Annotated in this window: 1 protein-coding gene; it reads left to right on the forward strand. The window is 37.8% G+C overall.

Going from position 1 to position 415, the window contains the following annotated elements:
- The coding region (locus ACSVH2_RS14110) for a hypothetical protein (RefSeq protein ID WP_438093819.1) at positions 1-415 on the forward strand (415 nt) is incomplete at both ends.

A 415-nucleotide genomic window follows, 5' to 3' on the forward strand; every position in this document is an offset into this window, starting at 1 on the left:
AAGTGATTACTATTCAAGATACTACTGCGCCAACTATTTCTGTATTAGCTTCTAATATATTAGTTGAATGTGATGGAGAAGGTAATGAAAATGCTTTAACTAACTGGTTAAATAATAACGGAGGCGCTCAAGCATCTGATAATTGTTCAAATGTAGTATGGTCAAATAATTTTAATTCTATGCCAAGTGATTGCTCTGCAGCTGTGACTGTAATATTTACAGCTACTGATGCATGTGGTAACAGTGCATCAACTACTGCAACATTCACAGTAAATGATAGTCAATCTCCAACAATTCCTCAAGCGCCTGCGACTGTAAATGTAGCTTGTGCTGGTGATGTTCCTGCAATGGTTTCGTTAACTGCTGTTGACAACTGTTCTGGTGAAATCACTGTTCAAGGTGTGGATGCTATCAC

The sequence above is a fragment of the Flavobacterium sp. RSB2_4_14 genome, assembly GCF_051547085.1.
Lineage (GTDB): Bacteria > Bacteroidota > Bacteroidia > Flavobacteriales > Flavobacteriaceae > Flavobacterium.